This is a genomic window from Sphingopyxis sp. (assembly GCF_965279725.1).
Taxonomy (GTDB): Bacteria; Pseudomonadota; Alphaproteobacteria; order Sphingomonadales; family Sphingomonadaceae; genus Sphingopyxis.
Genome location: NZ_CBDIIL010000002.1, coordinates 351,693 through 377,739 on the forward strand (window position 1 = coordinate 351,693; position 26,047 = coordinate 377,739).

A 26,047-nucleotide genomic window follows, 5' to 3' on the forward strand; every position below is an offset into this window, starting at 1 on the left:
GCGATCGACTCTCAATAGCGGCGCCCCAAGCAATCACAAAATAGGGGTTTACCGTGAAGCCATCGACGTCCGCCTCCTTCCTCGCACTCTCCTGCGTCGGCAGCCTGATCAGCGCACCGGCTTTCGCCGCAGATGCAGCCGACGCGCAGGATGCGCCCGGCAGCCGTAGCGACATCGTCGTCAGCGGCACGCTGGCCACGGAAGTGGAATCGCCGAAATCGACCGCTCCGGTCGTCGATACCCCCCAGACCGTGACCGTCGTGTCGCAGGAACAGCTGCGCCAGCAGAATTTGCTGACGCTGCGCGATGCCCTGGCGACGATCCCCGGCATTACCTTTGGCGCGGGCGAAGGCGGCGGTGGTTACGGCGACTCAATCAACCTGCGCGGCTATTCGGCGAACAATGACCTGACGGTCGACGGCGTGCGCGACAGCGCCCAATATAGCCGCACCGATCCTTTCAACCTGCAGCAGATCGAGGTCTATAACGGCGCCAACTCGGTCTTTAACGGGTCGGGCAGCGTCGGCGGCACGATTAATCTCGTCAGCAAGATCCCCTTTGCCCGCGACGCAACCACGGTGCAGGCCGCCGTCGGCACCGACAATTATTACCGTGCGTCGGTCGACAGCAACTGGCGCGTCAGCGACTTGGTCGCGGTGCGCATCAATGCGATGTATCATGAGAATGACGTCCCGGGCCGCGACGTCGAATCCTATCAGCGCTGGGGCGTTGCACCTTCGATCACGATCGGCGTCGACAGCGACACGAGCCTGACGCTCGCTTATATTCATCAGGACGATGATAACACGCCGATCTATGGAGTTCCCTTCTTCCTGAGCACCGTAAACGACGGCCCGCTCGCGGGCGTCGCCGACAGCGACTATTTCGGCATCGTCAATCTCGACGAACAGAAAACCAAGGTCGACCGCCTGACCGCGACCTTCCGCCACGCATTCAGCGACACCGTGTCGATCCGCAACCTGACGCGCTGGCAGCGCGTCCATCAGTACAGCCAGACGAGTGCGCCCCAGGGCGTTTTCTGCCTTGCAAGCGGGCTCCAGCCCGTCGGCGCTGGTCCGAACTCGACCGTCGGCCTTGCCTGTCCCGCCGGGCAGAACGCGCCGGGCTTTTATTATCCCGCCGGCCCGCGCGGCCTGGTCCGTGATCAGGTCAACGACCTGCTGCACAACCAGACCGATCTGACGGTCATCAGCGGCGAAAAGGGCGGATTCTTCAACACGCTCGTCATCGGCGCGTCGGCGACGCAGGAAGATTATTCGATCGAGAATGCGCAGTTGCTGCGCAATGCGGGCGGCGCGTTGCCCAACCCGGCGCAACCCCCGATCAGCCTGTCGAACCCGAACACTGTTTACACCGGTCCGGTCAACTATGTCCGTACCGGCAACAGCTATGGCGACACCCGCAACCTAGCCATCTATGCCTTCGACACGCTCGAAATCTCGCCGATGTTCGAACTGAACGCCGGGGTGCGCTATGAAAATGTGCGGACAATATTCCGCGCCGATACGGTGACGACCCCGGTCACCGGTGCGGTCTATGTGCGCGGTCCCGACCAGATCAGCGACGAAAGCCTGTTTTCCTACCGCGTCGGCGCAGTGTTTCATCCCGCCGACGACATCAGCCTGTACGCGGCCTATGGCAACGCCAGGACGCCGACTTCGGCAACGGTTCGCGCAGGTTGCGGCCTACCCGCCACACCGACGGCGGCCGATCCCTGCGCCGTCGCGCCGGAGAAAGCGCGCACCTTTGAAATCGGCGCGAAGGCATCGCTGGCGAACGACAAGCTGTTGTTGACCGCCGCGCTGTTCCGCAACGAGCGCACCAATTTCCGCACCCCGTCGAACGATCCGGCGCAGCCCAATTCGCTCCAGGTCCTCGACGGTGAATCGCGCGTCGACGGGGTCGCGATCGGTGTCACCGGGAACGTCACGCCCGAATGGGCGATCTTCGCCAACTACACCTATCTCGACAGCGAAGTGCGACAGAGCGTCTCCGACTTCTGCCTCGCCACGCCGGGCACGACGGGCTGCCTCAACAACGCCGCCATTCCCGACCCGCAGCGCGGCGACCAGCTGATCCAGACCCCGAAGCATTCGGGCAGCCTGTTCACCACCTATGTCTTCCCGTTCGGCCTGCAAATCGGTTACGGCGTGACCTATCAGGGCAAATTCGCGACTAACCAGCGCAATCTGGCGCAACGCACGCAGTTCATGGTCGATGATTATCTGATCCACCGCGCCTTCGTGTCTTATGACTTCAAGAACGGTCTGGTGGCGCAGCTCAACGTCAGCAACTTGACGAACGAGGATTATTACACCGGCGTGCGCAACAATGTCGGCGCGGCAACGGTATCCGGCGCGGGCGTGGTCGGCGGCGGCGCAGTGTCGGGTGGCTGGGCGACCCCCGGCGATGCACGCTCGGCGGTGTTCAGCCTGTTCTACAACTTCTGATCATGAGGGCGGGCACGGCGATTGCCGTTCCCGCCCATTTCAGACTAGAACCGGCGCATGATCCGTATCATTCCCGATGTGCTCGACCCCGACGGTGTCACCAAACTGCGCGCCATCCTCGACGCCGCAGACTGGATCGACGGCAATGAGACATCGGGGCCGCAAGCGGCGCTGGCAAAACGCAACCAGCAGCTCCCCGAATTCGGCGAAGCAGCTGCCGAAGCGGGTCGTTTCGTGCTCGACGCCTTGGGCCGCAGCCCGCTGTTCATCGCCGCGGCGCTGCCGCTCAAAATCTATCCGCCCTATTTCAATCGCTATAGCGGCGGCGAGAGTTTCGGCGATCACATCGACAATGCCATTCGGATGCGCCGCGGCACTGAGTTCCGGATGCGCAGCGACCTGTCGGCAACGCTGTTCCTGACCGATCCCGATAGCTATGACGGCGGCGGATTGGTCGTCGAAGGTTTTTCCGAAGCGCCAGGGATCAAATTGCCCGCCGGCCATTTGGTCCTTTATCCCGCCACGACGGTCCACCGCGTCGAACCAGTCACCGCGGGCAGCCGCGTCGCCAGCTTTTTCTGGATCCAGTCGATGGTTCGTGACCAGGGGCAGCGCAACCTGCTCTTCGATCTCGATATGGGGGTCCAAGGCGCCGCGGCGGCGGTCGGTCAAGGCGACCCGACGGTCGTCCGCCTGACCGGCGTCTATCATAACCTGTTGCGCCGGTGGGCCGACAGCTAGCCCAGCATATCGCGCCACGGACGTGATATATATTCTCGGTCACCCACGATGACACAGACCGCCAGTTTTTGCGCGTCCGCGAGCGAGATCGCTGCCTGCGGCCCCAGCACCGTCAACGCGGTCGCCCAGCCATCGGCGATCATGCAGCTGCGATGCAGCACGGTCACTGACGACACGCCATTGACGATCGGCTGGCCGGTGCGCGGGTCGAAGCTGTGTGAATAACGTCGACCATCGACGGTAAAGCCGCGGCGGTAATTGCCCGATGTAGCCGCCGACGAATCGTGCAGGGCCATCCGCCACGGCGCGAGCGAGGATGATGGCGGCACTTCGGTGTCCACCCACCATGGCTGACCGTCGGGGCGGATACCCTCGGCGCGCAGTTCGCCGCCGACCTCGAGCAGGAAATGCCGAACGCCGTTCGCCAATAGCCATTCGGCCGCCAGATCAACGCCATAGCCTTTGGCGATCCCCGACAGATCGAGGAATGCATCGACACTGCGCCTGATGCGACGGTTTTGCGGGTCGAAGTCGATCTGGCGATTGTCGCCGCCGTTGTCGGCGTGCTGCGGCACCCGATCCACCGAACCACGCGCCCCAAAGCCCCATCGCTCGGTCAGCGCCCCCAGGCATGGATCGAACGCGCCGTCGCTCGCGCGCCTGATCATCAACGCGGCATCGACGACATCCGCAAATTCGTTCGGGATCGCGTGCCATGCGCCGGGCGCCGCCCGGTTGAAGCGCGAGAGGTCAGACTCGCGCTCCCATTGGCTCATTTGCGCCACTATACGGTCGAGCGCCGCCTGCACCCCTCGCACGACCGACAACCGTGCCGCCACCGCTTGCAGCGACCAACTCGTCCCCATGGTGTCACCGCTGTAGGTCGCTATCACTGCCCCGGGATCGCGCGCGGCAAAGGCCGCCGGCGTGAGTGCCCGGGGGATGAGGACGCGATCGCTCAGGGCGCCAACACCTCAAGCGTGGTAACATAGCTGGCGCGGCGGGCGATCGGCGGCGGCGCACCCTCACCATCGCCGCCCTCAACCTGCGGGGTCGTGACGTTCAGCCAGTACATGCCAGGCTCGGGCCAGGTCACCTCGACCTTGCCATCGGCGCCCGTCTTCATATCCACCTGGCCAAGCTGGTCGCGATAACGGATCCCGCCTGGGATGATCGTCACCGGAAGGTTCGCCGCCGGTTTACCGTCGAGCAGGAACTGGAAGCTCGCCGCTTCACCCGAGATCAGGTCGTTCGGGTGGGTCACGGGAACCATCTCGATGCCCTTGCCCGTGGGCTTAAACAACGTCGTTGTCGGTTCGCCGACGGTTACGAAAATCTCGTTACGATTGTTCGCCTCCGCGGTCTTCACATTGGTAGCGCCCGCGGGCACGCGTTCGGCCAGATTGGCGGTCGTCGTCCCGCGCGGCAGGCGCTCAGTCTTGCCGTTCAGATCATAACTGCCCATCAGCATGTCGGCGACCGACGCGATCCGCCACGTCCCCTTTTGTGTCAGGTGAACGTCGAACGTGCTGCGATAACGGCCGGTCGACTTGTTCTCGATGATCGCCTCTGTACCGTCGGGCGCCCACGCCTTCATCGCGTCGAGCCGCATCGGCTGATGCTCGAAATAGAACAGGTCGTTCGATACCGCCGCGTCGACGGTCACCCAGACATCTTCACCCGACAGCACCGTCGACGACGGCATCATCCACTGTCGATGTGCCGAGGCTGGAACGGCGACCAGCGCGGCAAGCGCGGCGGTCGCGGCGAAAGCCCAAATTCGCTTTTTCATAACCCTATCCTTTTCAGTTTATCAGCGGAAGGCGACCGAAACGGCGCCCAATTCAGTCTTTCCGGCGGCGCGTCCGCCTGCTCCGGCTTTCGCGGGCCAAGTGAAGGGAATGCGCAGAAGTTCGCGGCCGCCGACCTCGCGCGCCGCCTCGATCACCAGCGTGTACTGGCCAGGCGCCGCCGCGCCGAGCTGGGCACGCGTGAAGGAGATTTTCTGCGCCCCGGGGGCGCGGGTGGCGCCGGTGACGCCGTTGGCCGGGAATTTCATCGAACGGCCCGACGCGCGCCACCACTGACGAACGTCCCGAAGCCACTTGGTGCCTTCATTCGCCTTCATGTCATGATCGTACCAGACCGCGACCGTCTTGGCGGTTCCACCAGCCTTTTCGACCCAGATCGCGACGTAGGGCTTATGATATTCGGCAACCTTCAGCTGCGGAATGGTGATCGTCACATCCATCGTCGCCGGGTCGGCAGCTAGCGCGGGCGGCGCAAAGACAGCACCCAGGCCAATAGTGCCGCCAACAATGCGCACAGGGGTAGAAAGCTGCATGAAGGTCTCCCTAATGAATGAATATGATGGCGATGGCCGCGGGAATGGCGAGCCCCGCGGCGACGAGGGGCCAAGTGCTCTTCCGCTTGGCTGAATGCAGCCAGAGGAGGACTAAGCCGGTGAAAGCAAAGACTAGGCAGGCAAACGCGAAGATGTCGATGAACAGGCTCCACTCGCCGCCCGAATTACGCCCCTTGTGGAGATCGTTGAGGTACGAGATCCAGCCACGACTGGTGACCTCGCTCGCTGCCTCACCGGTCGCAAGATCGATCGCCACCCACGCGTCGCCGCCGGGGCGCGGCGCGGCGAGATAGACTTCATCGGCCGACCATTCGGCCACGCCTGATGCTTTGACGGGGAAAGTTTCTTCCACCCAATCAGCGACCGGTTGGGGCAGCGGCGCCTTGGCGTCGGCGGGACTTGCCGCAGCAAGCCGGGCCAATAGTGCGGGCGGCAGCTGCGCCGACTTTTCGGTAACTACCGGCGTACCCTCGATGTCGGCGGCGTGGTTCAAAGTGAACCCGGTGATCGCAAACAACAGCAGGCCGATCAAGCTGACGGCTGAACTCATCCAGTGCCACATGTGGAGCTGCTTCAGCCAAAAGGCTTTCCGGCTTTTCCTGATCGCCGGGCGAAAAGAGGTGGGTGCGTGCATTTTCTGGGGTTCTAGAAAAGAATGATGAAGCGGCATTATCGAGAACGATTCGCAATTACAATAATTATTCCAGCTCATGCGGCACGACAGGGCCGAAACTATCCAGCGCGCAGATTGCGGCGTGACGCCCCGCGGGGAGCGTTTGACTTTCATAGAAATAGGTGGCGGAGACGGAGGGATTCGAACCCTCGGTGCCGCATTCACAGCACGACGGTTTAGCAAACCGTTGGTTTCAGCCACTCACCCACGTCTCCGCATGGTCTGCCGCGCTAACAGCAGTTGGCCTAGGCGGGTCGCTATAGCCATGCACCTCGCGCCCCGCAACGCCTAAGATTGCGTAATATTGCGGGGCGGAGCGGCATTTTGTCGCGCAATCGATTCGGTCTGGCGCAAATTCGACTCGGGTCATCGCCGGTTCATTGCCCGCCGCGCAAACCGAGTCATGATTAACGACTGTTTCGGCGCGCGCGCGCCGTTCGAAATTTGGGGGTCCAATATGCGAAAGACGTTCACCAGCCTTGCCTTGGCAACCTTGGCCTCGCTCGGCCTCGCGTTGTCGCCGGTTCCCGCTGCGGCGCAAATGCGCGAAATCGATCCGAACAGCACGATCGATTCCGATCTCGACAACCCCACGCCACCGCCACCGGTGTCGAGCGACACCTCTGGCGAGATCATAAATTATGACAGCGACCTTGCGACGGGCGACCAGCAGACAAGCGAAGCGCCCGTCAATGGCACCGCAACCCCCAGCGACATGACGACCACGACGGTCATTACCGAAGACACCGCGACCTATAAACAGGATGATTTGATCGGCGCCGCCGAGGGCGTGTTCGGCAAAGGCGCGCAGGGTCTGGCTGGTCTGATCGAGGACATATTGAAAAAGCAGGGTGAACCGAACGCCTATATCGTCGGCCGCGAAGCAGGCGGCGCGCTGGTGGTCGGGGTACGCTACGGCTCGGGGACGCTCCACCACAAGATCGAGGGCGAACTGCCAGCTTACTGGACCGGACCGTCGATCGGTTTCGACGCGGGCGCCAATGCCGGCAACACCTTTGTCCTCGTCTATAATCTCTTCGACAGCGAAGACCTTTATAAGCGCTATCCCGCCGGCGAAGGCGCCGCCTATCTGCTGGGCGGCTTCAACGCCAGCTACCTGCGCCGCGGCGACGTCGTCCTGATCCCGATCCGCGTCGGCGTCGGCGCGCGATTGGGCGCGAACGTCGGCTATATGAAATTCCGTAAGAAGCAGAATTGGGTTCCGTTCTAGCCAACCCATCTTTTCAGCAGCAAAAAGGCCCGCGCTCCAGCGCGGGCCTTTTCGTTGTCGGCAGATAGAGCAGTGGTCTGACGGTTCGCGGATATTCAGACCTTTTTGAAAACAGTCGATCACCATTGCCAAGTCGGGGCATAGCGTCGACTTGAAAGTGTTACTTCGCCAACACACAAAGCTGCATGGATGGTTTGGAAATCAATCAGCCGAGCATGGCCGCCGCACGCCTTGGAATTCTCACTGAGGTAGCAGCCTTCGTCGCTTTCGCATTCCTATCCAAATATCTGATAAGCCTTATTCTCTGGCGTTATGCGGGGCCAGTCTCGCTGCTGCTGACGCTCGCCTGCTCACCCTCTATATGCGAGCGCGGGGCATGGACTGGTCCGCCATCGGGCTGCTCCCATTGCCGACCCTGAGGGCCAAGCTGATGGTCATACCGCAGGCGTTGCTGACGCTGATCGCTTTCGCTGCGGTGATAGCCGTCACAACGATCGGCGCGCCAGCCATCGGGTTGGATTTCATGAACGAAATACCTGTGGGGATCGAGGATCGCTGGGGCGACGTTGCCGGGAGCTGGCCGCATTATCTGCTGTGGCTCGCAATTGTGTGGACTGCGGCGGCATTTGGGGAAGAAATGTTCTTTCGCGGCTATTTGATCGGCAGGCTGCAAACAGCATTCGCTGGCGGCAAGGTTACCACGACTGCTGCCGTGGTGATTTCTGCCCTGATCTTTGGCTACGGACATTACTATTATCAGGGTATGCGCGGCGCGATTGTCACCTGCGGTATTGGCCTGGCATTCGGCGCCATGTTCCTGCTGTTCAAACGCAACCTGTGGCCCTTGATCTTCCTTCACGGGGTGATCGACACCTTGACCTTTACCGCTCTTTTTCTGGACGCCGAGTAGCCGTCCCACGCAGATTGGTAGTCAAGTGACTTCGAGGATATGCCGCATCAATCCCCGTCGAAGGCGATCAGCGTCTCACAATGCAACCCGGCGGCTTCCAGCCGCTGCGAACCGCCCAGATCGGGAAGGTCGATGACGAACAGCGCGGCGACCACCTCTGCCCCGACGCTGCGCATCAATTCTGCGGTCGCGAGGATCGTCCCGCCGGTCGCGAGTAAATCGTCGACCAGCACGACACGATGCCCGGGCAGCACCGCACCTTCGTGCAGTTCCAGTCGGTCGACGCCATATTCGAGTTCATAGTCGACACCGATCGTCACCCCGGGCAATTTGCCCGCCTTGCGCACCGGGACAAGGCCCAGCCCCATCGCGGTTGCCATCGCGGCGCCGAACAAAAAGCCGCGCGCCTCGACCGCCACAATAAGATCCGGGCAGTGCGCAGCAGCCAGCGCGCTCAATCGGCGCACGCTTTCGGCAAAACCGGCGGCGTCGCCGATCAGTGTCGTGATGTCACGGAATTGAACACCCGGCTTGGGGAAGTCCGGAATGGTACGGACCAGCGACGCCAGGTCAAGGTCGGGCTGGGGCGGGAGGGCGATCACGTCGGTCGCCCTCCCCTCTCCCTCAATGCTTCTTGTCGGCCCAGATATTGCGGTACGACAGATATGCGAGCACGGTAAAGATCAGTAGGAAGAAGAATACGGCATAGCCAACCTGCACCCGCTTCACCAACTTCGGCTCGGCGGTCCACACGAGGAATGCTGTGACGTCTTTCGCCATCTGATCGACCGAAGCGGTCGTGCCATCAGCATAGGTCACCTGACCCTTGGTCAACGGCGGCGCCATCGCAAGGTTTAGGTTCGCGAAATAGGGGTTGAAATGCAGCCCGGTGCTCGGCTGAAGTTCCTTGGGCAGGTTCTTCGGCGGGTTCTGGAACCCGGTCAGCAGCGAATAGACGTAATCCTTGCCGCCTTCGCGCGCCTTGGTGATCAGCGAGAGATCTGGCGGCAACGCATTGTTGTTCGCGGCGCGCGCGGCTACTTCGTTGGCGTAAGGCGACGGGAAATAATCCGACGACAGGCCGTCGCGCGTCGCCGGTTCGCCCGTGTCGGGGTTGATCGACGGAACTTGGAAGCCCTTGGCAAAGTTCTTCACTTGGCCTTCAGAATAGCCGAAATCCTGAATGTCGCGGAACGCAACCAGATGCAGGCTGTGGCAAGCCGAACAGACTTCCTTGTAAACCTGCATCCCGCGCTGAAGCTGCTGCTTGTCCCAATGGGGCAGCAAGCCGTCGCTCGCAAGCTTCAGATGCTTGGGGTGCTTGTGAAACGAATGAGCGACATTCTCTTCATTGCTGAGCGGTGTCGTGAAAATCGCGAGCACCAGCGCGGCAATGAAACCGAGGCCGACGAGAAATCCGAGCGGGCGAACCATGGCTGTATCAGCTCCTGTTAAAGTCTGGCGCTCAGGCCGCTGCCGGACCCGACGCAGCGTCGGGGGCATGTTTGGCAAGAACCGCTTCGGTGATCGAATTCGGCATCGGCAGCGGACGTTCGATCCGCGAGACGATGGGCAGGATCACCAGGAAGTGGGCGAAGTAATAGATAGCCCCGATCTGGCTGAGGATGACCCACGGCTGTTCGGCAGGCTGCATACCGCACCAGCCGAGCAGGAACACATCCGCAACCAGAACCCAGAAGAACCAACGGTACAGCGGGCGATAGGTCGATGACTTGACCGGCGAGCTATCCAGCCAGGGCAGGAAGAACAGCAGTGCGATCGATGCGAACATCGCGATCACGCCCCACAGCTTCGCGTCGATCCACAGGAAGTTGAAGGTGAACGCCTTCAAAATCGCGTAAAACGGCAGGAAATACCATTCGGGAACGATGTGAGCCGGCGTCGACAGCGAGTTGGCCGGAATATAATTGTCGGCGTGACCCAGCATGTTCGGGCTGAAGAAGGTCAGCGCGACGAACACCAGCAGGAAGATGCCGAGGCCGAAGCCGTCTTTCGCGGTGTAATAAGGGTGGAACGGGACAGTATCCTGTTCGTCCTTCACCTCGATGCCGGTCGGGTTGTTCGAACCCGGAATATGCAGCGCCCAGATGTGCAGGATGATGACACCCAGGATCACGAACGGCAGCAGATAGTGCAGCGAGAAGAAGCGGTTAAGCGTCGCATTATCGGGGACGAAGCCGCCGAGCAGCCACTGGCGAACGGGTTCGCCGACGATCGGTATCGCCGAGAAGAATCCGGTTATCACCTGCGCGCCCCAGAAGCTCATCTGGCCCCACGGCAGCACATAACCCATGAAAGCAGTCGCCATCATCAGCAGGAAGATCACGACCCCGAGCAGCCACACCATCTCGCGCGGCGCCTTGTACGAACCATAATACAGGCCGCGGAAAATGTGCAGATAAACGACGATGAAGAACATGCTCGCGCCGTTCATATGCGCGTAGCGGATGAACCAGCCGGCGTTCACGTCGCGCATGATATGCTCGACCGAATTGAACGCGACGCCCGCATTCGCGGCATAATGCATCGCCAGCACGATACCGGTGATGATCTGGATCATCAGCGCGGCGCCGGCGAGAACGCCGAAGTTCCAGAAATAGTTGAGGTTGCGCGGGACGGGATAACCGGGACCGGTGGCGTTATACACCAAACGCGGAATCGGCAGTTTCTCGTCCATCCACTTCATCAGCGGATTCGTCGGTTCGTAGGGTTTGGCCCAGGGAAAGCTCATCTTATCTCGCTCCTCAGCCGATCGTCACGACGGTGTCGCTGGTGAATTCATAGGGCGGCACAACCAGGTTTTTGGGTGCCGGACCTTTGCGGATACGCGCCGCGGTGTCATAATGCGAACCGTGGCACGGGCAGAAATAGCCGCCGAAATCGCCGCGGTTTTCGCCTTCGGCGGCACCAAGCGGGACGCAGCCCAGGTGGGTGCAGACGCCCAGCGTAATCAGCCAGTTTTCCTTGCCCGGCTTCGTCCGTTCGTCGATCGTCTGTGGATCGCGCAGGTCGCCGAGCGGCACTGCCTTGGCTTCGGCGATTTCCTTGGCGACCAAGTTGCGGACAAAAACCGGCTGCTTGCGCCAGCTGGTCTTGATCGCCTGGCCGGGCTGGATCGCCGAAATGTCGATTTCGGTCGACGACAGTGCGAGGACGTCGGCCGACGGGTTCATCTGATTAACGAGCGGCAGCACCACCGCCACCGCGCCGACGCCGGCGAAACTCACGGCCGCAATATTGATGAAGTCGCGGCGCCGTACACCATCTTCGATGCCGGCATTGAGTTCGGATTCACTGGCCATTCGACTGCCCTTGCATGGGTGAACTGACAATTTTCTCGGAAAATCGGGCCGCCCTGTAGCGCGCGCACGAATTCGCGCGCCCCGGCGGCCCCTCCGGGAATTGCGGGCCTGATAGCCGCACAGTCCGGGCTTGCCAACAGTCAATTTCCGCTTCTTGCGGCCTGTCGCGGCTCGGCGGTGAACCCCCTCGATTCCCGCGCCACCCCTCGCTATGGCAAGCGCATGGAAATCGCCCTGTTTCAGCCGGATATCGCCGGCAATGTCGGCACGACCCTGCGCACCGCTGCCTGTTTCGCTGTACCCGCACATATCATCGAACCTTGCGGCTTTCCATTTTCCGACGGCGCGCTGAAACGCGCCGGGATGGACTATGCGGCGCGGGCTAATGTGCGGCGCCACCCCGACTGGATCAGCTTTCATGACGCAAGCGTCGCGGCGGGACAGCGACTGGTGCTGCTGACCACGGCTGGCGCAACGCCCTTGCCCGACTTCATCTTCGAGCCCAGCGACATCCTGTTGCTTGGCGCCGAATCCTCGGGCGTACCGTCGCATGTCCATGACGCGGCGGCAGCACGGGTCGCGATTCCGATGCAGGCGGGCTTTCGCTCCTTGAATGTGGCGGTCGCCGCTGGCATCGCGCTCGCCGAGGCTCTCAGGCAAACGAAAGGCTTTCCGGCATGATCTCGCTCGACCCGCAGCAACAGACGGCGCGCACCTGGTTCGAATCGCTCCGCGACCGGATCTGCGCTGAATTCGAAGCGATCGAGGCCGAAGCGGGCAGCGATGCGCGCTTTCATTACATGCCGTGGGACCGCGAGGCTGACGGGCTGGCGATCGGCGAAGGCGGTGGCGGTGGCGGTGTCCGCGGGGTGATGACGGGTCAGATATTCGAAAAGGTCGGGGTCAATGTCTCGACCGTCGGCGGGCAGTTCGCCCCTGATTTCGCGGCGTCGATTCACGGCGCCAGCGAAGACCCCAGCTTTTTCGCCACGGGAATCAGTCTTGTGGCGCATATGGCAAATCCGCATGCTCCTGCGGTCCATATGAACACGCGCTTCCTGGTCACGACGAAGCGCTGGTTCGGCGGCGGTGCCGACCTCAACCCGCCGATTCCCTATCAGGAGGATACCGACGCGTTCCACGCCCGGCTGCGTGCCGCCTGCGCGCCCTTCGGTCCCGATGTTTACGAACGCTATGCGAAATGGGCCGAGGATTATTTCTATATCCCGCATCGCGGCGTTCATCGCGGCGTCGGCGGTGTCTTCTACGACCATCTGGAATGCGGCGACGACGCCGAATTCGACCGCAATTTTCAGCTGACCCAAGCGGTCGGCGATGCGTTCCTCGACATCTTCCCGCAGATCGTGCGCCGCCGCATGAACCTGCCCTTCACCGAAGCCGAACGCGAGGAACAGCTGATGTGGCGCGGGCGCTACGCCGAGTTCAACCTGGTCTATGATCGCGGCACGTTGTTCGGGCTCAAGACCGGCGGCAATATCGACGCGATCCTGATGAGCCTGCCGCCGCTCGCCAAATGGAGCTGACATAAAAAGGGGCGCCCCATTTCCGGAGCGCCCTCTTTTTGTATATTCACGCAATCAGGCGAAAACGTCGCCCGACGCGCGCGGCGCAATGGCGCGATAAATCCCCATCGGCATCGAGAACGAAAACATCATGATGGGCAGATAGACGACCGCAGCCATCACGATCATCGTCAGGATCGCTCCGACCACCGAACCACCGAGGACAGCGCCCAGGATGCCGCCGAAGATCAGGCTGGCGACGAACACATAGGCGAACATAGCCAGCGTGAAGAGCAGGTAGAAACCGACGATCTTCCACTGCGACGCCCCGGTAATCCGCCACGATTCGGCAAAGCCCGTAACCGGATTGCGCGTCAGCCGATCAGCCATCACCGGCCCCGCCACCGAAAAGCGAGCCTGCACCCACAACATGAATGCGAGCAGCGCGACATAAACGATGATGATCAAAAAGATCGCACCGCCACCGACCGCGCCCGATGCCAGCGCGTCAGGCGACATCGATCCCATGCCGCCAAGCGCAGCGCCAAAGACGAGGCCCAGGACGAGCATGATCACAATGATTATGATGTAGGCCGCGATCATCACGACAAACATGCCAAAGGCAAAAGCCGGTCCGGCCTGAAAGGCCCACGCAAAATTGGGCGCTTCGCCAGGATGCATCCCGCCGCGCCAGATCAGCATGCAGACGCCGTAAAGGATGACCGAAGCGATCAGGGCGAACAGGAAAATCTTGCCGAGAGCACCGAATGCCGCCGACGGGTCGCCCGCCGACATCGCCATTGCAGTGAAGGTGGAACCCAGGAACAGATATCCGAGCAGCCCGACGACGATCAAAGCGCCGCCAACCCACATCAGCATCTGCATCCAATTAGCCTTCAGAAACGCGAAGGTTTCCGAAAAGGCCGCTCCTATGCTCATCTTTATCATGTCACTTCCCCCTGTTGCTAAAGTCCATTCCCCAAAAAAGTCGTCCTGCAAGCCAGTGTTACTGGAACACGTCAGGCGGCGTCCGCGTGGCAAGCTGGCGATACGCCGCCGCCGATATCGCGACCGACACCAGACTGCCGATCGCGCCGAACCCGGCCTCGATCACGCCGCCCAGCATCCGGCCAATCCCGGCATCGGTTCCGGCAATGAGCCCGACCACGACCCCGACGATCATCGCCGCGATGAAGATCACGATCGTGACCAGAAACAGGAAAAAGAAGATCGCCCAGCCATTGTTGCGAGTGAGCTCCCAACTGGTTTTCAGCGCTTCGAACGGATTGTAGGAGCTGCGGTCGGCGACGCTCGGCGCCGCCAGCGTCAACCGTCCGACCAGATACAGGCCGGGAATGATCAGCAGGAGCAAACCCAGCCCGATCGCAAGTCCAGAGAGAAATTGTACCGCAAACAAGGTCGGAAAGAACATCAGGGCAAAGGTCAAAGCTTCGCCGACGCTGATCCCGCTCCGCGCCAACCAGAGCCGCAGGATCGCGGCGGAACCGACAATCGTGCTCAACGCCACCACTATCTGCCCGGGAATCATCTGTCGAATGGTCTGCTGCAGCGCTGCCATTGACTGGTCGATGCTGGCTCCCGCCGGCGGCTCGATCGGCACCGGGCCGAACCAGGCCACTGCCAACGCCGGCAGGAAAAAGAATACCCCGGCGATCGCCCCGATCAATGCGGTGTGCGATTTCAGCAATTGGACGCTGTCGTCCCACGCCGCGCCCATGTCGAATTTTACCATTGATACCCCGTCATTTTCTACGTTCTCGATTATCAACGAAGGTGCCGCTGTTCGACGCTTCTGTCCACCCCTGTCGATGAATGGCGCACAGAAGCTTGCGCGCAGCGCCGCGGCGAGGCAGGAGCCCCGCGATGCACAACCTGCCGCAACCCGAATGGATCCTGTCCGCCGGCCTGATCGACTACGCCGCCGCGCTGGCCTATATGGAGGCGCGCGCCGCAGCCATTCGCGCCGGTGAACGCTCCGAACGCATCTGGTTGCTCGAACACCCGCCGCTCTACACCGCCGGCACCAGCGCCGATCCCGCCGAACTGCTCGATCCGCAGTTTCCGGTTTACGACGCCGGTCGCGGCGGGCGTTACACCTATCATGGCCCCGGCCAGCGGGTCGGCTACGTCCAGCTCGACCTGACCCAGCGCGGGCGCGATGTGCGCGCCTATGTTTCCGCGCTCGAAGGCTGGGTAATCGACGCGCTGGCGCTGCTCGGCGTCGAGGCGCGGCGCGCCGAAGGCCGCATTGGCATCTGGACCGACGACCGCGATGGACGCGAGGCGAAGATTGGCGCGATCGGGGTGCGCGTGAAGCGCTGGATCACGCTCCACGGCTTTTCGCTGAACGTCGCGCCCGATCTGACGCATTTCGGCGGCATTGTGCCGTGCGGGATCGCCGAATTTCCCGTCACCAGTCTGGCGGCGCTGGGCAAGACGGCATCGTTCGGAGACGTCGATGCCGCGCTCGCAGCGTCGCTGCCCGCCTTTCTCGACAAGCTTAGGCCGAACGATTAGGAACGGTGCATGACCCGCATCCTCCTCGCTTCGCTCCCGCTCCTTGTCCTCGCCGCCTGTGGCAGCGGCGACCCAGCCGGAAAATCGACCACCAAGCTCGACGCGGTCGAGGTGCAGCCGGGGTCGGTCAGCGATTCGATGATCATCCTCGATGATGCCAGCGCCGACGGCACCGCGGTCGACAACAGCGTTCCCGACGACGGCACCAAGAAAGAAGCGGCGAAAACCGACACCGACAGCGCGGACGATGAAACCGCGGACGCCGAAGACGAAGAAAACCCCGACGCCGTTCCGGCCCCTGCCGCGAAAAACGCGGTCACCACCGACAGCGCGGCAAAGAAGGGCGACTGACGCCTAACGGAGCCCCAAGCTCTTGTGCGTCTGCAAAGACAGCCGCCAGCGCGGATCGGCCATCACCAGATCGATACAGTGCTGCACATTCGCGGCCGTGTTCGGATCGTCGAGCGGCTGAATCAGCCGGTGCGTGAATTCGAGTTTCGCGAGACGTTCGACATCGCTACCTGGCTGCGGGAACACCAGCTTGAGTTCGTCACCGCTCATCTGCACCAGTTCGCTGCCCGCTTTCGGGCTAACGCAGATCCAGTCGATGCTGCGCGGTACGGCGAACGTCCCGTTGGTTTCGATCGCGATTGTAAAACCCTGTTCGTGCAGTGCGTCGATCAGCGCCGCATCGACCTGCAACATCGGTTCGCCGCCGGTCAGCACGACATAAAGATCGTCGCCGCCCTGCCCCCAACATTCGGCAATCGTCGCCGCCAGCGCCGCTGCGTCGGCATATTTCGCACCCAGCGTGCCGTCGGTGCCGACAAAATCGGTATCGCAAAATTTGCAGATCGCCTTGGCTCGATCCTGCTCGCGCCCCGTCCATAAATTGCAACCGGCAAAGCGGCAGAATACCGCGCGGCGACCCGCCTGCGCGCCTTCGCCCTGCAGGGTCAGGAAAATCTCTTTGACAGCATAAGTCACCGATCAGGAGCCAATCGCGTAGCGGGTCGGGTCGGTCAGCCCCGCGTCGGCAAAGCCCTTGCTGCGCAGCCGGCAGCTGTCGCAATATCCGCAATGCAGCCCGCCCGGGGCGGGGTCGTAGCAAGACCAGCTCATCCCCGCATCCATGCCGAGCCGCGCGGCTTCGGCTGCAATGTCTGCCTTGGTCATATGCTGCAGCGGCGCACGAATGCGGAAATCGACGCCTTGGTCACCGTCGCGGGTCGCCAGCCGTGCCAGGTCTTCAAATCCCGCGATAAAGTCCGGACGGCAATCGGGGTAGCCCGAATAGTCGAGCGCGTTGACCCCGATGACGATGTCCTGCGCACGCCGCGCTTCGGCGAGACCTAAGGTCAGCGACAGAAAGATCAGATTGCGCGCCGGGACGTAGGTCACCGGGACATCGCTGCCGACCCCGTCCTTCGGCACATCAATGTCCGCCGTCAGCGCCGAACCGCCAAAACGGCGTAGGTCGAGTGGCAGAACGATATGTTCGGCCGCGCCGACATGTTCGGCAATTCGTGCCGCCGATTCCAGTTCGACGCGGTGGCGCTGGTTATAGTCGATCGTCAGCGCGACGATCCGCGCGCCAGCTTCGCGCGCGAGCCCCGCGCACACCATCGAATCGAGCCCGCCCGACAACAGAACGATCAGGGTTTTTCCGGCAACTTCTTGCATCGGCGCCCGATACGCCTGCTCTCATATCGGCGCAAGGGGCGGTTTGCTGCAGCGCACCAAAAGAAATGGGCCGCGTGACGATCGCCACACGGCCCAGTTCGGCATGAAAGCCGTTAGGGAGAAGGACACACATCGGTGCGTCACCACTCCCAACTAGCGCAAGATGGTTAACATCTGGTTAGCGCCGCGAAAGCGTTTCAGCACGGCCCGGCGCGGCGCGCCTCAATGGCCTGCGAAAAGGGTTTGCCGTCTGCAATGCCCTGCGTGTCGATCTGAACCAGCCGGTTCGTTTCGTTGCGGATGCTGGTGCGGCCGTGCCCCGCGCCGGGACATGTGTAGTGTACCGTGACCGATTTGGGTGTGTCCTCGATAATATAACGTGAACAATTCGACCGCGGGTGCTGGATCTGGATCATCCGGCGCGCGTCGCCGACGCAAACCGTCTGCAACACGGCGTCCTTCCCGCGTTCGCGCAGCTGCCAGCTGCCCTTTTCCAGAGTGTCGAGCATCGTCAGCGACGGCGCCTGTGCAGGCACCGCAGTGGCGCCCGCCAGCGCGGATGCAGCCAGAGACCATCGCAAAATGGGAGAGAAGATCGCCATGTTCACCTATCCATCGGATGCCCAGTGCGGGCGGAAGCGCGACCCTGTTTCGATAGAGATAGCAACCCCGGGCCAGTTTTTCAACCGCTGGCCGCTGGATTGAACCGTTTCGTCGTCAACCCGGTGCGGCAATCTCGTCCAGCGGGATCGGAAAAATCCGCGAGCAGAACGCGCAATCGACGACGATCTGACCGCTTTCGTCGGCCATATCCACCCGTTCGGTCTCGGGAAATTGCGCCAGCACACCCGCGAAATAGTCGGTGCTGCAGCGGCAACCTCGCGACACAACCGCGCCCGGCTCGACCCGCACCTCATCCTCATGGAACAGCCGCCACGCCAGCGTTTCCAGCGAATGGGCGGGATCGGTCAGTTCCTCCGGCTTGAGCGTCGCCGCGATCGTCCGCGCATGATCCCATTCGGGCGTGTCGTGGCGGACGTGCAATCGGTCCCGCCCAATCTCGCCCTCGGGCAGATGCTGGAGCAGCAAACCGCCGGCGACGCAGCCCGCCTCATGGTCGTGGCGCGCCGCGAGCCGGATCAGGCTCGAAATTTGTTCGGACTGTTCGAAATAATGTTCGGCCGCCTCGCCGATCGACGCGCCCTCAAGCGGGACGATACCCTGATAACGCTCGGCGGTTGTCGCTTGATCGAACGTGATCGCCAGAAACCCCTCGCCGAACAGCGCGAACAGCGTCGGGTCGGGTCCGACCGCCGCCAGTCGTTCGGCATCGAATTTCAGATAGCCGCGCAGTTCGCCGCCGCGATAATCGCACACCAGCAGTTCGATTGGCCCGCCGCCGGTCTGTGCCTGCAACGTCATCTGGCCATTTTCGTCCTTGAGCGTCGACCCGAGCAAAACCGTCAGCACCAGCGCCTCGCCAAGCAGCTTTTCGGCCACCGGCGGATAATTATGCGCCGCCATAATCGTGTTCAGCGTCGGCCCGAGCCGCACCAGCCGCCCGCGCACATGGCGCGCGGCGATGGTGAACAGCAACGGCTGGTCGAACCAGGTTTCGATAATTTCGTCGCTCACGATTTCAAACTCACAGTTTGCCCAATGCCCATAACAGGATTGATTTCTGCGCATGGACGCGGTTTTCGGCCTCATCCCACACCCGCGATTGCGGGCCGTCGATCACCGCATCGACAACCTCGTCGCCGCGGTGCGCAGGCAGGCAGTGGAGGAAAATCGCGTCGCTCTTGGCATCCGCCATCAACCGCTCGTCGACCTGAAACGGCGCCATCGCCGCGACCTTGTTGTGGGCGTGGTCCTGCCCCATCGACACCCACGTGTCGGTGACGACCAGATCGGCGCCAGCTACGGCTGCGCGTGCGTCGGCGGTGACATCGATGCGAACGCCCTTCGCCCGCGCCGCCGCGACAAAGCTGGCGTCGGGCTCATATCCCTGCGGACAGCCCGCGCGAACGTGAAAACCGAACAGCCCCGCCGCCTCGATCAGCGACGACAGCACATTGTTGCCATCGCCAAGCCATGCCAATTCAAGCCCCGGCAGCGCCTTGCCCTGTTCGACGATGGTCAGCAGGTCGGCGACGATCTGGCACGGGTGAGACAGGTCGGTCAGGCCGTTGATCACCGGGACGCTGGCATATTCCGCAAGCTCTTCGATCTTGGCATGATCGTCGGTGCGGATCATGATCGCGTCGGCGTAGCGCGACAGTACGCGCGCGGTGTCGGCGATCGTTTCGCCGCGGCCAAGCTGGGTCACCCCGGCGTCCATGATCATCGGTACCCCGCCGAGCTGGCGGATCGCGATGTCGAACGACGCGCGGGTGCGCGTCGAGTTTTTTTCAAAGACCATCGCCAGCACATGGTCGGCCAGCGGCGCGTCGGCGTCGACCTTCGCCTTTGGCCAGCCGGCGCGCGCCGCCTTGCGGTCGATCGCGTCGGCGATCATCGCGGCGACGGCGTCGCCGCCCGCGTCGGACAGGTTCAGGAAATTCGGCATCAGGATTCGGGCGGCGTATAGCTCGCCGCGCCCGCTGACAATTTTTCGATGAACTCGTCGATATGGCTCTGTTCGATGTTGAGCGGCGGCAGCACGCGGACGACATTCTCGCCCGCCGCGACGGTCAGCAGCCCGTGATTGTCGCGCAGATGAGCGACAAACGCGCGGCTGTCTGACTTGAGCTTCAGCCCCAGCATCAGCCCCATGCCGCGGACGCTTTCGAACAGATGGTCGTGGTTCGGGATCAGCTGATCGAGCGCCCCGCGCAGCCGTTCGCCGGTCGCTTTAACCCCGTCGAGAAAGCCTTCCTCCAGTACGACATCAAGCACCGCCTGCCCCGCGGCGCACGCCAGCGGGTTGCCGCCATAGGTCGACCCATGCGTGCCAATAACCATTCCGCGCGCCGCTTTCTCGGTCGCGAGGCACGCCCCCATCGGAAAGCCGCCGCCGATGCCCTTGGCGCTCGCCATGATGTCGGGGGTGACGCCGAATTCCTGATAGGCATAAAGCGAGCCTGTGCGCGCGACGCCGCACTGGACTTCGTCGAACACCAGCATCAGATCGCGTTCGTTACAGATGTCGCGCAGTCCCTGCAGGAACGGCTGCGACGCCGGACGGATGCCGCCCTCGCCCTGGATCGGCTCGATCAAGAACCCTGCGGTATTGTCATCGACCAGGTCGAGCGCGGCATTGAGATCGTCGAACGGCGCATAGGCAAAGCCCGGCAGCAACGGATCGAAACCCTTGCGCAGCTTTTCCTGATTGGTCGCCGAGATCGTCCCCAAGGTGCGGCCGTGAAAGGCGTTGTTGAAGGTGATCAGATTGTGCTTTTCGGCGTTGCCCGCGCTCGAATGATAAGCGCGGGCGGTCTTGATCGCGCATTCGACCGCCTCGGCGCCCGAATTGGTCAGGAATACCGTGTCGGCAAAGGTGTTGTCGACCAGCCGCGCGGCGTAGGCTTCGCCCTGCGGGCTGCCGTACAGGTTCGACACATGCATCAGCGTCGCCGCCTGCTCCTGAATCGCCTTGGTCAGGTGCGGATGGCCATGGCCAAGCAAATTGACCGCGATGCCGCTGGCGAAATCCAGATAGCGTTCGCCGCGCTCGCCGATCAGATAGGCACCCTCGCCGCGCACCGGACGCACACCGCACCGGGGGTAAACGGGCATCAGCGGCGTGATCGACATGGCAGGCACCTTTCAGGCAAAAGTAAAAAGGCGACCCCGACGGGCCGCCCTTGGTCAGGCCGCCCCTATACTGCCCCAGCGCGAGGTGCGTCAACACAGCGCGCGGGTGCAACCAAGGCGGTGCACCGGCGTTCGCGCTGGATGAACCTGCATATATTGTCGCTGCCGGTCGTCCTGCTGGCTCTTGCCGGTTGCGGGACATTGCCGCGCGATGCATCGGGAACCAGCGAGCGGATCGTTAAGACTGGCGAAATGCGTGTCGCGATCCTGCCCGCGACACCCGACGCCGCCCCGGCGCTGGCTCTGCTTGAAGATTATGCGACCAGTCACGGCGCACGTCTGACGCGTTTGTCGGGGCATGGCGAACATACGCTGCACTGGCTGGAGGACGGCAAAGTTGACGCGGTCGTGGGTCATTTCGCCAAGCTTTCGCCGTGGCAGACGGGCATCGCACTGTCCAAACCGGTCGGGCATCCTGAGCCCAGCGATGGCAAGCAGCCCGTGCTGCGCATTGCCCGGCGCAACGGCGAAAACGCCCTCATCTTTGCGACCGATCGCTCGATCGCTGAACTGGCGAAATGAGCCTGCACAGCGGCATTCCGCGCGCCATCGCCGCCGACGTAAAACGTGGCGAGCGGCTGGAATGGTGGACGCTAGGCTGGACGACAAGCGTGATCATATTGATGTGGTTCGTGATGGGCGCGAGCCAGGCGATGAAGGCCGCGGTGATCGAGGATGTCCTCAGCCTCGTCCCTGCCTTCGTCTTTCTGATATCGGTGCATTGGGAACGCAAACGTCCGAACCATCGCTTTCCCTTTGGTTATCGCCGCGCGAACAGTCTGGCATTCCTGATTGCCGCCACCGCGTTGCTGTCAGTCGGCGGCTTTCTCGCCTATGAAAGCATCTCGACGCTTATCCGCCAAGAGCATCCCAGCGTCGGCGGCGTCACCGTGTTTGGCCATACCGTCTGGCTCGGCTGGCTGATGATCGCCGCGCTGACCTATTCGATCATCCCGCCCCTCATTCTGGGCCGCCTCAAACAACCGGTCGCGGTCCGCATCCGCGACAAGGTGCTTCACACCGACGCGTTGATGCAGAAAGCCGACTGGCAGACGGGCCTGGCGGGTATCGCCGGGATCGTCGGCATTGCGCTCGGCTGGTGGTGGGCCGACGCGACGGCGGCGCTGTTCATTTCGCTGTCGATCATCAAGGACGCGATGGGAGCGCTTGAAAAGGCGGTCGCCGAACTTCTGGACGGCACCCCGCGCGCGCTCGATTCGAACGAACTGTCCGACGATGCGACGCAGCTGATAGCGAACCTCAAGGCGCGGTTCGGAAAGGCCGACGTGCGGCTGCGCGAGACGGGCCGCTACATCGCCGCCGAAGTCGATTGCGCGTCGCCCGACGTCGTTCCGACTGCCGAAGAGCTGACGGGCAGCGGACCGGCTTGGCGGCTCGCCAGCCTGAACTTCCGGCCAGAATCGAAAGACGGGTCGGTCTAAAGCCGCTTTGCCGCTTCCATCGTCAACGCAAGCGAGTGTTTGCGCGCGTCATGGTCGTACATCGACGATGCGATGACGACCTCATCAACCCCGGTGCGCGCGACAAAAGCTTTCAGTCCTGCCGCAATGTCGTCGGCGGTGCCGACTGCCGAACATTGCAGCACATGGTCGAGGATCGCGCGCGCGTTGGGCGGGAGGCTGTCCTTATAGCCCGCGAGCGGCGGCTGCATCTTGCCCGGATTGCCGGTGCGCAACGCGACAAAGGCCTGTTGCTGCGAAGACGCCAGCAACTCGGCCTCTTCGCGGCTGTCGGCGGCGAACGCATTGAACGCCGCGGCGGCATAAGGTGCCGCAAGCTGCGCCGACGGCTTGAAATTGCGGCGATAAATGTCGAGCGCTTCGTCCAGCGCATCGGGGGCGAAGTGGCTGGCGAAGGCATAGGGCAGCCCGAGCATTGCCGCGAGCTGCGCGCCAAAGGTGCTGGACCCCAGCAGCCACAAAGGCACATTGGTGCCTGCGCCGGGAATCGCAGCGATCCCAAGCTGTTCATCCCCGGCCAGAAACGCCTGCAGCTCAAGCACGTCCTGCGGAAACTGCCGTTCGTCGCTGGCCAGCGTGCGGCGCAGCGCACGCGCGACCCGCTGATCCGATCCCGGCGCGCGGCCGAGCCCGAGATCGACGCGGCCCGGAAACAGCGCTTCCAGCGTGCCGAACTGCTCGGCGATGACCATTGGCGCGTGGTTGGGGAGCATGATGCCCGCCGAGCCGATGCGGATGGTCGAAGTCGCCTGCCCGATATGCGCCAGCACGACCGCCGTCGCCGCGCTCGCGATTCCTGCCATCCCATGATGTTCGGCGACCCAATAGCGTGCGTAGCCCAAGGCCTCGGCATGGCGAGCGAGATCGGCGGCGTTGGCGAGCGATTGCGCGATGCTGCCGGTGTCGGTCACGGGCACGAGGTCGAGGAAAGAGAGTTTTGTCATGCAACTGATATGCGGTGGCGGGGGCCGACGTTCAACCTCTCTCCGTCATTGCGAGCGAAGCGAAGCAATCCAGGGGGGCTTGTCACCTCCTGGATTGCTTCGCTTCGCTCGCAATGACGAAACGGCGTTACGCCCGCTCATCCTTTGTCGAATCCATCACCACATAGGTGCTGATCGAATGCACCTGCGGCAGCACTCCCAGCACTTCGGTGTGGAAATGCTTGTACGCCGCCAGATCCGCGGTCTCGATCCGCAGGAGATATTCGATCGCCCCGGTAATATTGTGGCATTCGCGCACTTCCGGCGCCTCCGCCATTGCCGTCTCGAAATCAGCCTGCGCCTTCTTGGTGTGGGTCGACAGCCCGACGGTGACGTAAGCCAGAAAGCTCAACCCCAGCTTTGCGGGATCGATGGTGGCGCGATAGCCGGTGATCACCCCGCTCCGTTCCAGCTCCTGCACCCGCCGCAGGCACGCCGAAGGCGACAGCCCGACGCGCTCGGCGAGTTCGAGGTTCGAGATTCGCCCGTCTTGCGACAGTTCGCGCAATATCCTGCGGCCAATATCGTCTAACTTGCTCATAGATTGCATATGATAAGCAATCTGCGCCATTCTTTGCAACCCGTACCTCGCAGAAACGCATTATGTTGCGCGCATGAACCAGACCACCTTGCTCGCCCTGTCCGCCTTCGCGCTTGTCTCGTCGATCACGCCGGGACCGAATAATATGATGCTGATGGCGTCGGGCGTCAATTTCGGCCTGCGCCGCACCGTGCCGCACGCCCTCGGCGTCGGGTTCGGTTTTACGCTGATGATCGTCCTCGTCGGGGTCGGCCTGATGGGCATGTTCGACCTGTTCCCGATCCTCAATACCGTCCTCAAGGTCGTGAGCGTCGTATATCTGCTGTGGCTCGCGTGGAAGATCGCCAATGCCGCCGCCCCCGACACCGAAACCGGCGCGCGCGGCAAGCCGATGACTTTTGTCCAGGCAATGCTGTTCCAGTGGGTTAATCCGAAAGCCTGGTCGATGGCGCTGACCGCGATTGCGCTCTACGCGCCCGACCGCAATTCGGGCGCGGTGCTGCTCGTCGCGGTGGTGTTCGGGATCATCAATCTGCCCTCGACCAGCCTGTGGGCCGTGATGGGTCAGGTGCTGCGCGGGTGGCTGTCGAGCCCGGCGCGGCTACGCGCTTTCAATTGGACGATGGCGGCCTTGCTCGTCTGCTCGCTCGCGCTGCTGATCTGATTGCAAGGTTGCGGTTCGCAACCTATGCACGGCGCTCCCTTCCCCTGATCGGAGAACCGAACCATGCCAAGCCGCCGCCTGGGCCAGAGCGCCATCCATGTGTCCGACATCTGCATGGGGACGATGACCTTCGGCAGTCAGACCGACGAGACCGCGGCGTTCCGTATCCTCGACCGCTGTTTCGAGGCCGGGATCAATTTTTATGACACGGCCGAGGGCTATCCGGTGCCGCCCGACGTCAAATGGGTCGGCCGCACCGAAGAGATCGTCGGCCGCTGGCTGAAGACCAAGCCGCGCGACGCGATCATCCTTGCGACCAAGGTGTCCGGGCCAAGCCATGTGTGGTTCAAGTCGCCGTGCCGGGGCGGCATGACCGCGCTCGACCGCAAGAACATCTTCCAGGCGATCGACGATAGCCTGACGCGGCTGCAAACCGATTATGTCGATCTCTACCAGACCCACTGGCCCGATCATGACGCGCCCTATGACGAGATGATGGATGCGCTCGACGAACTGGTTCGCGTCGGCAAGGTTCGCATCCTCGGCTGCTCGAACGAAACGAGCTGGGGGCTGATGAAGTCGCTCGCGGCGTCGGAAAAGCTTGGCGTTGCGCGCTACCACACGATCCAGAATAACTTCAGCCTCAACAACCGCCGTTTCGAGGACGAGCTGAAGCAGGTGTGCCGCCAGGAAGGAGTCAGCCTGATCCCCTATTCGCCGCTGGCGGGCGGAGTGCTGTCGGGCAAGTATCAGGGCGGCGCCGCGCCCGACGGGGCGCGCTTTTCGCGCTATCTTGCGATGGAGGGGCGGCAGGCCGCCATGGGCAAGCGCTTCGTCAACGACAAGAGCCTCGCCGCGACCGAACGCTATCTGGCGATCGCCGCCGATGCGGGACTGCACCCGGTGACGATGGCGACCGCCTGGTCGAAGCAGCATGACTTCGTCGCCTCGACGATCGTCGGGGTGAGTGCCGACGAGCAGGTCCAGCCGATCCTCGATGCGATGGATCTGGTGCTGAGCGACGAGGTGATGCGCGCGCTGCACCAGGTCAGCAAGGACATCCTGTATCCGATGGGATGACATGGTTGCGCGCCGCGTCGGTGC

The 26,047-nt window shown here is 62.6% G+C and carries 30 protein-coding genes and 1 tRNA gene; 12 read left to right on the plus strand and 19 right to left on the minus strand.

Annotated features, from left to right (window positions below):
- Nucleotides 1-53 precede the first annotated feature (53 nt).
- Entirely contained in the window at nt 54-2,471 is a 2,418-nt protein-coding gene (locus ACQY6T_RS06090) for a TonB-dependent receptor (RefSeq protein WP_428629519.1), read from the plus strand.
- Between the two features lie 57 nt (nt 2,472-2,528).
- Nucleotides 2,529-3,212: a Fe2+-dependent dioxygenase gene (locus ACQY6T_RS06095; RefSeq protein WP_428629520.1), complete on the plus strand. Its 684-nt coding sequence runs from the start codon at nt 2,529-2,531 to the stop codon at nt 3,210-3,212.
- On the opposite strand, the gene ACQY6T_RS06100 is transcribed toward ACQY6T_RS06095, so the two are convergent.
- From ACQY6T_RS06100 to ACQY6T_RS06120, 5 genes are all read right to left on the minus strand, one after another.
- Nucleotides 3,209-4,105, minus strand: coding sequence for an FAD:protein FMN transferase (locus ACQY6T_RS06100; RefSeq protein WP_428629522.1), 897 nt, complete (start codon nt 4,103-4,105; stop codon nt 3,209-3,211). The two genes, ACQY6T_RS06095 and ACQY6T_RS06100, sit on opposite strands and share 4 nt — an antisense overlap.
- 65 nt (nt 4,106-4,170) lie before the next feature.
- The gene (locus ACQY6T_RS06105; RefSeq protein WP_428629523.1) at nt 4,171-5,004 is read right to left on the minus strand and encodes a DUF4198 domain-containing protein; all 834 of its coding nucleotides are present in this window, start codon (nt 5,002-5,004) and stop codon (nt 4,171-4,173) included.
- A gap of 21 nt (nt 5,005-5,025) precedes the next feature.
- Entirely contained in the window at nt 5,026-5,556 is a 531-nt protein-coding gene (locus ACQY6T_RS06110; protein ID WP_428629524.1) for a DUF2271 domain-containing protein, read from the minus strand.
- Between the two features lie 10 nt (nt 5,557-5,566).
- A complete protein-coding gene (locus tag ACQY6T_RS06115) occupies nt 5,567-6,211 on the minus strand; it encodes a PepSY-associated TM helix domain-containing protein (RefSeq protein ID WP_428630387.1) in 645 nt (214 codons plus the stop codon).
- A 162-nt stretch (nt 6,212-6,373) separates the two neighbouring features.
- Nucleotides 6,374-6,465 (minus strand) — tRNA-Ser (locus ACQY6T_RS06120).
- Between the two features lie 242 nt (nt 6,466-6,707).
- Here ACQY6T_RS06120 and ACQY6T_RS06125 point away from each other — a divergent pair.
- On the plus strand, nt 6,708-7,481 hold the full coding sequence (locus tag ACQY6T_RS06125) for a DUF1134 domain-containing protein (protein WP_428629526.1): 774 nt from the start codon (nt 6,708-6,710) through the stop codon (nt 7,479-7,481).
- Between the two features lie 376 nt (nt 7,482-7,857).
- Complete coding sequence (locus tag ACQY6T_RS06130; protein WP_428629528.1) at nt 7,858-8,391, plus strand: lysostaphin resistance A-like protein; 534 nt, start codon at nt 7,858-7,860, stop codon at nt 8,389-8,391.
- A 47-nt stretch (nt 8,392-8,438) separates the two neighbouring features.
- On the opposite strand, the gene ACQY6T_RS06135 is transcribed toward ACQY6T_RS06130, so the two are convergent.
- The 4 genes from ACQY6T_RS06135 to petA are packed head-to-tail and all read right to left on the minus strand — an operon-like array spanning nt 8,439 to nt 11,714.
- Nucleotides 8,439-8,993: an adenine phosphoribosyltransferase gene (locus ACQY6T_RS06135; protein WP_428629530.1), complete on the minus strand. Its 555-nt coding sequence runs from the start codon at nt 8,991-8,993 to the stop codon at nt 8,439-8,441.
- 22 nt (nt 8,994-9,015) lie between these two features.
- Nucleotides 9,016-9,825, minus strand: a complete 810-nt coding sequence (locus tag ACQY6T_RS06140; protein WP_428629532.1) for a cytochrome c1 — start codon at nt 9,823-9,825, stop codon at nt 9,016-9,018.
- 31 nt (nt 9,826-9,856) lie between these two features.
- Nucleotides 9,857-11,143 carry a cytochrome b gene (locus ACQY6T_RS06145; protein ID WP_428629534.1) on the minus strand — a complete coding sequence of 429 codons (1,287 nt, stop codon included), beginning with the start codon at nt 11,141-11,143 and terminating at the stop codon, nt 9,857-9,859.
- 13 nt (nt 11,144-11,156) lie between these two features.
- Entirely contained in the window at nt 11,157-11,714 is a 558-nt protein-coding gene (petA, locus tag ACQY6T_RS06150) for a ubiquinol-cytochrome c reductase iron-sulfur subunit (RefSeq protein ID WP_166941599.1), read from the minus strand.
- 222 nt (nt 11,715-11,936) lie between these two features.
- Between petA and ACQY6T_RS06155 the strand changes: the two genes are divergently transcribed.
- A complete protein-coding gene (locus ACQY6T_RS06155; protein WP_428629536.1) occupies nt 11,937-12,395 on the plus strand; it encodes a tRNA (cytidine(34)-2'-O)-methyltransferase in 459 nt (152 codons plus the stop codon).
- On the plus strand, nt 12,392-13,258 hold the full coding sequence (gene hemF / locus ACQY6T_RS06160; RefSeq protein WP_428629538.1) for an oxygen-dependent coproporphyrinogen oxidase: 867 nt from the start codon (nt 12,392-12,394) through the stop codon (nt 13,256-13,258). The genes ACQY6T_RS06155 and hemF overlap by 4 nt, the downstream gene beginning before the upstream one ends.
- A 54-nt stretch (nt 13,259-13,312) precedes the next feature.
- Here hemF and ACQY6T_RS06165 read toward each other — a convergent pair whose 3' ends face one another.
- The gene (locus ACQY6T_RS06165; protein ID WP_428629540.1) at nt 13,313-14,176 is read right to left on the minus strand and encodes a hypothetical protein; all 864 of its coding nucleotides are present in this window, start codon (nt 14,174-14,176) and stop codon (nt 13,313-13,315) included.
- 67 nt (nt 14,177-14,243) lie between these two features.
- Nucleotides 14,244-14,990, minus strand: coding sequence for a glycerophosphoryl diester phosphodiesterase membrane domain-containing protein (locus tag ACQY6T_RS06170; RefSeq protein WP_428629541.1), 747 nt, complete (start codon nt 14,988-14,990; stop codon nt 14,244-14,246).
- 131 nt (nt 14,991-15,121) lie between these two features.
- Here ACQY6T_RS06170 and lipB point away from each other — a divergent pair, with 131 nt between their 5' ends.
- Nucleotides 15,122-15,775: a lipoyl(octanoyl) transferase LipB gene (gene lipB, locus ACQY6T_RS06175; protein WP_428629542.1), complete on the plus strand. Its 654-nt coding sequence runs from the start codon at nt 15,122-15,124 to the stop codon at nt 15,773-15,775.
- Nucleotides 15,776-15,784: 9 nt separating this feature from the next.
- Entirely contained in the window at nt 15,785-16,126 is a 342-nt protein-coding gene (locus ACQY6T_RS06180) for a hypothetical protein (protein WP_428629543.1), read from the plus strand.
- Nucleotides 16,127-16,129: 3 nt separating this feature from the next.
- Here the strand turns inward: ACQY6T_RS06180 and queE are convergent, their stop codons facing one another.
- The 6 genes from queE to ACQY6T_RS06210 form a co-directional block, all read right to left on the minus strand.
- Nucleotides 16,130-16,762, minus strand: a complete 633-nt coding sequence (gene queE, locus ACQY6T_RS06185; RefSeq protein ID WP_428629545.1) for a 7-carboxy-7-deazaguanine synthase — start codon at nt 16,760-16,762, stop codon at nt 16,130-16,132.
- Nucleotides 16,763-16,765: 3 nt separating this feature from the next.
- Entirely contained in the window at nt 16,766-17,458 is a 693-nt protein-coding gene (queC, locus tag ACQY6T_RS06190; RefSeq protein ID WP_428629546.1) for a 7-cyano-7-deazaguanine synthase QueC, read from the minus strand.
- Between the two features lie 197 nt (nt 17,459-17,655).
- Nucleotides 17,656-18,039, minus strand: a complete 384-nt coding sequence (locus ACQY6T_RS06195) for a DUF3617 domain-containing protein (RefSeq protein ID WP_428629548.1) — start codon at nt 18,037-18,039, stop codon at nt 17,656-17,658.
- 136 nt (nt 18,040-18,175) lie between these two features.
- A complete protein-coding gene (locus ACQY6T_RS06200; RefSeq protein WP_428629550.1) occupies nt 18,176-19,093 on the minus strand; it encodes an Hsp33 family molecular chaperone HslO in 918 nt (305 codons plus the stop codon).
- Nucleotides 19,094-19,103: 10 nt separating this feature from the next.
- Entirely contained in the window at nt 19,104-20,030 is a 927-nt protein-coding gene (argF, locus tag ACQY6T_RS06205) for an ornithine carbamoyltransferase (RefSeq protein WP_428630388.1), read from the minus strand.
- The gene (locus ACQY6T_RS06210) at nt 20,027-21,214 is read right to left on the minus strand and encodes an aspartate aminotransferase family protein (RefSeq protein ID WP_428629552.1); all 1,188 of its coding nucleotides are present in this window, start codon (nt 21,212-21,214) and stop codon (nt 20,027-20,029) included. The genes argF and ACQY6T_RS06210 overlap by 4 nt, the downstream gene beginning before the upstream one ends.
- Nucleotides 21,215-21,355: 141 nt before the next feature.
- Between ACQY6T_RS06210 and ACQY6T_RS06215 the strand changes: the two genes are divergently transcribed.
- Together ACQY6T_RS06215 and ACQY6T_RS06220 are read left to right on the plus strand one after the other, a co-directional pair.
- Nucleotides 21,356-21,796, plus strand: a complete 441-nt coding sequence (locus ACQY6T_RS06215; RefSeq protein ID WP_428629554.1) for a hypothetical protein — start codon at nt 21,356-21,358, stop codon at nt 21,794-21,796.
- The gene (locus ACQY6T_RS06220; RefSeq protein WP_428629556.1) at nt 21,793-22,716 is read left to right on the plus strand and encodes a cation diffusion facilitator family transporter; all 924 of its coding nucleotides are present in this window, start codon (nt 21,793-21,795) and stop codon (nt 22,714-22,716) included. The genes ACQY6T_RS06215 and ACQY6T_RS06220 overlap by 4 nt, the downstream gene beginning before the upstream one ends.
- Here the strand turns inward: ACQY6T_RS06220 and ACQY6T_RS06225 are convergent.
- Nucleotides 22,713-23,699 (minus strand): LLM class flavin-dependent oxidoreductase, encoded by a 987-nt coding sequence (locus ACQY6T_RS06225; protein WP_428629558.1) that lies wholly within the window; start codon nt 23,697-23,699, stop codon nt 22,713-22,715. The two genes, ACQY6T_RS06220 and ACQY6T_RS06225, sit on opposite strands and share 4 nt — an antisense overlap.
- A 127-nt stretch (nt 23,700-23,826) precedes the next feature.
- Nucleotides 23,827-24,279, minus strand: coding sequence for an Lrp/AsnC family transcriptional regulator (locus ACQY6T_RS06230; RefSeq protein ID WP_428629560.1), 453 nt, complete (start codon nt 24,277-24,279; stop codon nt 23,827-23,829).
- Between the two features lie 73 nt (nt 24,280-24,352).
- Between ACQY6T_RS06230 and ACQY6T_RS06235 the strand changes: the two genes are divergently transcribed.
- On the plus strand, nt 24,353-24,943 hold the full coding sequence (locus ACQY6T_RS06235; RefSeq protein ID WP_428629562.1) for a LysE family translocator: 591 nt from the start codon (nt 24,353-24,355) through the stop codon (nt 24,941-24,943).
- A gap of 63 nt (nt 24,944-25,006) precedes the next feature.
- Complete coding sequence (locus ACQY6T_RS06240) at nt 25,007-26,023, plus strand: aldo/keto reductase (protein WP_428629564.1); 1,017 nt, start codon at nt 25,007-25,009, stop codon at nt 26,021-26,023.
- The last annotated feature ends 24 nt before the right edge of the window (nt 26,024-26,047 follow it).